Source organism: uncultured Planktosalinus sp. (genome assembly GCF_963973675.1).
GTDB lineage: Bacteria > Bacteroidota > Bacteroidia > Flavobacteriales > Flavobacteriaceae > Planktosalinus.
This window is the reverse complement of record NZ_CAXBAN010000176.1, coordinates 1-5,460: the sequence shown is the minus strand read 5'-3', so window position 1 is coordinate 5,460 and position 5,460 is coordinate 1. Positions and strand designations below refer to the sequence as shown.

Annotated in this window: 6 protein-coding genes and 4 tRNA genes; all 10 read left to right on the top strand. The window is 34.8% G+C overall.

The window, feature by feature from the left end:
• Window positions 1-526, top strand: a 526-nt coding sequence (locus AACY61_RS08105; protein ID WP_339611068.1) for a helix-hairpin-helix domain-containing protein, incomplete at its 5' end; no start/stop codon positions are given.
• 46 nt (window positions 527-572) lie between these two features.
• Window positions 573-1,739 carry an acyl-CoA dehydrogenase family protein gene (locus AACY61_RS08100; RefSeq protein WP_339611067.1) on the top strand — a complete coding sequence of 389 codons (1,167 nt, stop codon included), beginning with the start codon at window positions 573-575 and terminating at the stop codon, window positions 1,737-1,739.
• A gap of 109 nt (window positions 1,740-1,848) precedes the next feature.
• On the top strand, window positions 1,849-2,043 hold the full coding sequence (gene rpsU, locus AACY61_RS08095; protein WP_339611066.1) for a 30S ribosomal protein S21: 195 nt from the start codon (window positions 1,849-1,851) through the stop codon (window positions 2,041-2,043).
• A 109-nt stretch (window positions 2,044-2,152) separates the two neighbouring features.
• The gene (locus tag AACY61_RS08090; RefSeq protein ID WP_339611065.1) at window positions 2,153-3,052 is read left to right on the top strand and encodes a tyrosine-type recombinase/integrase; all 900 of its coding nucleotides are present in this window, start codon (window positions 2,153-2,155) and stop codon (window positions 3,050-3,052) included.
• 64 nt (window positions 3,053-3,116) lie between these two features.
• A complete protein-coding gene (gene raiA / locus AACY61_RS08085; RefSeq protein WP_339611064.1) occupies window positions 3,117-3,419 on the top strand; it encodes a ribosome-associated translation inhibitor RaiA in 303 nt (100 codons plus the stop codon).
• Window positions 3,420-3,521: 102 nt separating this feature from the next.
• Window positions 3,522-3,595: transfer RNA gene (locus AACY61_RS08080), tRNA-Thr, on the top strand.
• A 58-nt stretch (window positions 3,596-3,653) separates the two neighbouring features.
• Window positions 3,654-3,735: transfer RNA gene (locus AACY61_RS08075), tRNA-Tyr, on the top strand.
• Between the two features lie 92 nt (window positions 3,736-3,827).
• A tRNA-Gly gene (locus AACY61_RS08070) sits at window positions 3,828-3,900 on the top strand.
• A gap of 76 nt (window positions 3,901-3,976) precedes the next feature.
• Window positions 3,977-4,048, top strand: a tRNA-Thr gene (locus AACY61_RS08065).
• A 56-nt stretch (window positions 4,049-4,104) separates the two neighbouring features.
• Window positions 4,105-5,292 (top strand): elongation factor Tu, encoded by a 1,188-nt coding sequence (tuf, locus tag AACY61_RS08060; RefSeq protein WP_339611063.1) that lies wholly within the window; start codon window positions 4,105-4,107, stop codon window positions 5,290-5,292.
• Window positions 5,293-5,460 lie beyond the last annotated feature (168 nt).

The window sequence follows — 5,460 nt, the reverse complement described above, 5'->3', positions numbered from 1 at the left end:
GGTGACTCAGGTTTCAGACTCGGTTTTAAACAACATAAGTCCTTATTTTCAATTTCCTGAATGGGTAATCAATCCAAAACCCAAAAATAATTACAACTTCAATAAAAAAGAAAAAAGCTTTGCTCAAAAAATTGACTTAAACAAAGCTGATGCAGAACAACTTCAAAAAGTATATGGTGTAGGAGCAGTTTTATCAAAGAGAATTATCGATTACAGAGAACGATTGAATGGTTTTTTAACTGACGAACAACTTTATGATGTATATGGGCTTGAAAATGCAGTAGTAAAAAGAATTATCGAAGAATTTACGGTCAAAGAAAAGCCTTTGATTGAAAAAATAAACATTAATAAAGCATCTGCTTCAGATATAGCCATTCTTCCTTTTATTAATTTTCAACTAGCAAAAGAAATTGTAGATTATCGATACCTTCACGAAGGAATTAATGAACTTGAAGAGTTGAAAAATATCGAAGGGTTTCCTATCCATAAATTTGAGAGATTTGCCTTATATTTGACAGTAAAATAAAAAAAGCAATAGCCTTTATTATTGGTTATTAAACAAAAAGAAAAAAATGAATATCTCTTACTTTACAGAAGAACACGAATTATTTAGAAAAAGCTTTAGAGAGTTTTTACAAAAAGAAGTTGTACCTCATATCGAAAAATGGGAACAAACCGGAATTATAGACCGTTTCATTTGGGAGAAATTTGGTGAAATGGGCTATTTTGGGTTGGCTTATCCCGAAAAATATGGTGGGATGGATTTAGATTTGTTTTATACTGTAATTTTTCTGGAAGAAATGCAACACATCAATTCAGGTGGTTTTGCAGCGGCTATGTGGGCACATGCTTATTTAGCCATGACACACGTTAATAAAGAAGGAAGTGAAGATATTAAGCAAAAATATTTAACGGCTAGCATTAACGGAGAAAAAATAGGATGTCTTTGTATTACTGAACCTTTCGGTGGAAGCGATGTTGCCGGAATGAAATCAACAGCTGTAAAAAAAGGAGATAAATACATTCTAAATGGCTCAAAGACTTTTATCACAAACGGTGTATATTCTGATTATTTAGTGGTGGCAGCTAAAACAAATCCAGAGTTGGGCAATAAAGGAATGAGTATCTTTATAGTAGATAGGGATACTCCGGGAATTTCAGCAACCAAGCTTGATAAATTAGGATGGAGAGCATCTGACACCGGTGAAATTGCTTTTGATAATGTTGAGGTTCCCGCGTCAAATTTAATGGGAGAAGAAAACAAAGGATTTGGATACATTATGCAGCACTTTGCTTTGGAGCGTCTCATTATGGGAATCAATGCTCATGCCAGAGCTGAGTTTGCAATTGAATATGCATTGGATTATATGTCAGAGAGAATGGCATTTGGACAAACGATTGATAAATTTCAAGCCCTAAGGCACAAAGTGGCAGACCTAGCCAGCCAGGTTGAAATGAGTAAAGTTTTTAACTATAATGTAGCTGCCCGACTAGACAATGGTGAGTATGTAGTTAAAGAAGCAACAATGTCAAAACTGCTTTCAACAAAAATTGCAGATGAGGTAATTTATGAGTGTCTTCAGTTTTTAGGTGGTTATGGCTATATGGAAGAGTATCCTATGGCAAGATTATTTAGAGACAGTAGGTTAGGCCCCATAGGAGGGGGTACTTCTGAAATATTGCGTGAAATAATAGCAAAAATGATCATTGACAACAAAGAATATAAACCCGCAACTTAAATTCATCAAAATATATCAAAGAATTAGAGTTATTTTTTTAAGTTCAATAAAAAATATATCAGATTTTTATTTATTTTTGCCGCGCTAAAAGAGAGGAGGTGAAATACTTATGTTAATAATTCCAATAAAAGACGGAGAAAATATCGACAGAGCGCTAAAGCGTTTTAAAAGAAAGTTTGACAGAACCCAAACTATGCGTCAGCTGAGAAACAGACAAGCGTTTACAAAACCTTCTGTGTCCCGCAGAGCACAAGTTCAAAAAGCTCAGTACATTCAACATCTTAGAGAAAAAGAAGAAATTTAATTTTCTTAAATTAATCCATAAATCCCGATTTGTCGGGATTTTTTTTTGCTGACAAATATCATTTAAAATTCTATTAAGTTTTGTAAATTTACAATTCAATGATTTACATATGCCTCAATCAGCATTTATAAACTATCTCACTTTAGAAAAAAAGTATTCCCCCCACACAGTTTTGGCTTATCAAAAAGACCTTGAGTCTTTTTTACAATTCATAAAGGTACAATTGGAATGTGAAAATAGTAAAGAAGTAAACTATGCAATGATACGCTCTTGGATTGTAGCTTTGGTTGATCAGGGGTTAAACACCAGAAGCATCAACCGTAAAATAGCTTCATTAAAAGCATACTACAAGTTTCTTCTTAAGACCAAGCAAATATCTGAAAATCCTTTGGCAAAGCATAAGTCCTTGAAAACAGCAAGAACAGTTCAAGTACCTTTTTCTAAAGAAGAAATCAGTAAAGTACTGGATGCCTTCGAGGACGATACAAGCTTTGAAAGTATTAGGAACAAAACTATGGTAGAGTTGTTTTATGCTACCGGGATGCGTAAATCAGAGTTAATTGAATTAAAAACATCAGATGTTGACCTAATAAAGCAAACAGTTAAAGTTATTGGAAAACGAAGCAAGGAACGTATTGTCCCCCTTCTCAATTCAACTGTAAAAATGTTAAGTATCTATATAGGAGTCAGAAATGAAGTTGAAAGCTCAACAAATCCCCCCTTTTTATTTATATCAAAAAATGGCGTTAAAGTAAATCAATCACTTGTTTACAGAGTAATAAATAATTACTTTAGTGCAGTATCAACTAAAGATAAAAAAAGCCCACATATTTTAAGACATTCATTTGCTACTCATTTACTTAATGAGGGAGCTGATTTAAACTCAATCAAAGAATTACTGGGTCATTCCAGTTTGGCTTCAACGCAGGTGTATACAAATAATAGTATAGCAGAATTAAAAAAAGTATATGCGAAATCTCATCCACGAACAAATAATAAAACAGAATAGGTAATACTGTTTAAATATGGTATTACTAAAACACCAAGTTACTAACAATTAAAATAAAATTCAGATGAAAGTAAATGTACAGACCCCCGGTTTTGATGCAGACATCAAATTAGTTAGCTTCATAGAGAAAAAATTAAACAAATTAGAACAGTTTTATGATAAAATTATTTTTGCAGATGTATTTTTAAAAATTGAAAACAACAGCGAGCCTGCAAAAAAAACAGTAGAAATTTTACTAAGCATTCCAAAGGGAGATTTAATGGTGAAAAAAGACTGTATTAAGTTTGAAGTAGGTGTTGATGAATGTGTTCAATCACTGCAACGTCAATTGAAAAAAAGAAAAGAAAAACAAAGAGCACATATTTAATGTAAATTTTCTAAAAATAATTTTTTTAAAAACAAAATTTATATACATTTGCAGTCCGTTAGAAATAGCGGACTTTTTTATGACTAAAAAAGTGGTGTAAAAGCCGATGTAGCTCAGCTGGCTAGAGCAGCTGATTTGTAATCAGCAGGTCGTGGGTTCGAGTCCCTCCATCGGCTCTTAAAGTTCTGAATATTAAATAAAAATTAGGAATAATTTTTAAGTGTTAACAACACAGGGGAGATACTCAAGCGGCCAACGAGGGCAGACTGTAAATCTGCTGACTATGTCTTCGCAGGTTCGAATCCTGCTCTCCCCACTAAAGAACAAAGTTCTTTTAGTACTTGTGTTTAAATAACGCATTTTGTTCTTTAATAGTATTGAAAAGTGATTCTTATTTGAATCGAAATTGCGGGAGTAGCTCAGTTGGTAGAGCGTCAGCCTTCCAAGCTGAATGTCGCCGGTTCGAACCCGGTCTCCCGCTCAAAATAAGTTGCAAGTTGCAGATTAAAGATTTTTAAATCTGAAATTTGAAGCTTGAAACCTGAAACTCTTTTCCTGCCGACGTAGCTCAGGGGTAGAGCGTTTCCTTGGTAAGGAAGAGGTCACGGGTTCAATTCCCGTCGTTGGCTCAAAGTTGTAAATACATTGAACACTAATATATAACTAAGATTAAAAATTATTAAACATGGCAAAGGAAACTTTTGATCGTTCCAAACCGCACTTAAATATAGGTACAATTGGACACGTTGATCACGGTAAAACAACTTTAACAGCAGCTATTACTAAAGTATTGGCAGAAGCTGGATTTTCTGAAGCAAGATCTTTTGATCAAATTGACAACGCTCCTGAAGAAAAAGAACGAGGTATTACTATTAATACTTCACACGTAGAGTATTCTACAGCAATTCGTCACTATGCACACGTTGACTGTCCTGGTCACGCCGATTATGTTAAGAACATGGTTACAGGTGCAGCACAAATGGATGGAGCAATCCTTGTGGTTGCTGCTACTGATGGTCCAATGCCACAAACTCGTGAGCACATCCTTTTGGGACGTCAGGTAGGTATTCCAAGAATCGTTGTTTTTATGAACAAAGTTGATTTAGTAGACGATGAGGAACTTCTTGAATTGGTAGAAATGGAAATCAGAGATTTATTGTCTTTTTATGAGTATGATGGTGATAATGGTCCTGTAATTTCTGGTTCGGCACTTGGTGCTTTACAAGGAGATGAAAAATGGTCTAAAACAGTTCTTGAATTAATGGATGCTGTTGATAGCTGGATTGAATTGCCAGAACGTGATGTTGATAAACCATTCTTAATGCCTATTGAAGATGTATTCTCAATTACAGGTCGTGGTACCGTTGCAACAGGACGTATAGAAACAGGTGTTGCAAACACAGGTGATCCTGTAGAAATTATTGGAATGGGAGCTGAAAAATTAACTTCCACTATTACGGGTGTTGAGATGTTCCGTAAAATATTAGATAGAGGTGAAGCTGGTGATAACGTTGGAATCCTTCTAAGAGGTATTGAGAAAACTCAAATCTCAAGAGGTATGGTAATTACTAAGCCTGGTTCAGTAACTCCACATAAGAAATTTAAAGCTGAGGTATATGTACTTAAGAAAGAAGAAGGTGGTCGTCACACTCCTTTCCACAATAACTACCGTCCTCAGTTCTATGTTCGTACAACTGACGTAACGGGTAATATTTCTCTTCCTGATGGAGTAGAAATGGTTATGCCTGGTGACAACCTTACTATTACTGTTGATTTAATTCAACCAATTGCTATGAACGTAGGTTTACGTTTTGCAATTAGAGAAGGTGGTAGAACTGTTGGTGCAGGTCAGGTAACTGAGATATTAGACTAATTAAAGTTTAAAAAGATAGTCTTAAAGGTATCCGTCATGTGCGGATGCCTTTAAGTATTTATCAACGGGTTTAGCTAATCCCAAATTTGTTTTAGGAAGAGCAAACTTTTTAAACGGGTTTAGCTCAGTTGGTAGAGCACTGGTCTCCAAAACCAGGTGTCGGGAGTT

Bases quoted from the DNA above. Each gene is read 5' to 3' on its own strand.
- AACY61_RS08100 (WP_339611067.1), top strand. From the start codon at position 573: ATGAATATCTCTTACTTTACAGAAGAACACGAATTATTTAGAAAAAGC.
- rpsU (WP_339611066.1), top strand. From the start codon at position 1,849: ATGTTAATAATTCCAATAAAAGACGGAGAAAATATCGACAGAGCGCTA.
- AACY61_RS08090 (WP_339611065.1), top strand. From the start codon at position 2,153: ATGCCTCAATCAGCATTTATAAACTATCTCACTTTAGAAAAAAAGTAT.
- raiA (WP_339611064.1), top strand. From the start codon at position 3,117: ATGAAAGTAAATGTACAGACCCCCGGTTTTGATGCAGACATCAAATTA.
- tuf (WP_339611063.1), top strand. From the start codon at position 4,105: ATGGCAAAGGAAACTTTTGATCGTTCCAAACCGCACTTAAATATAGGT.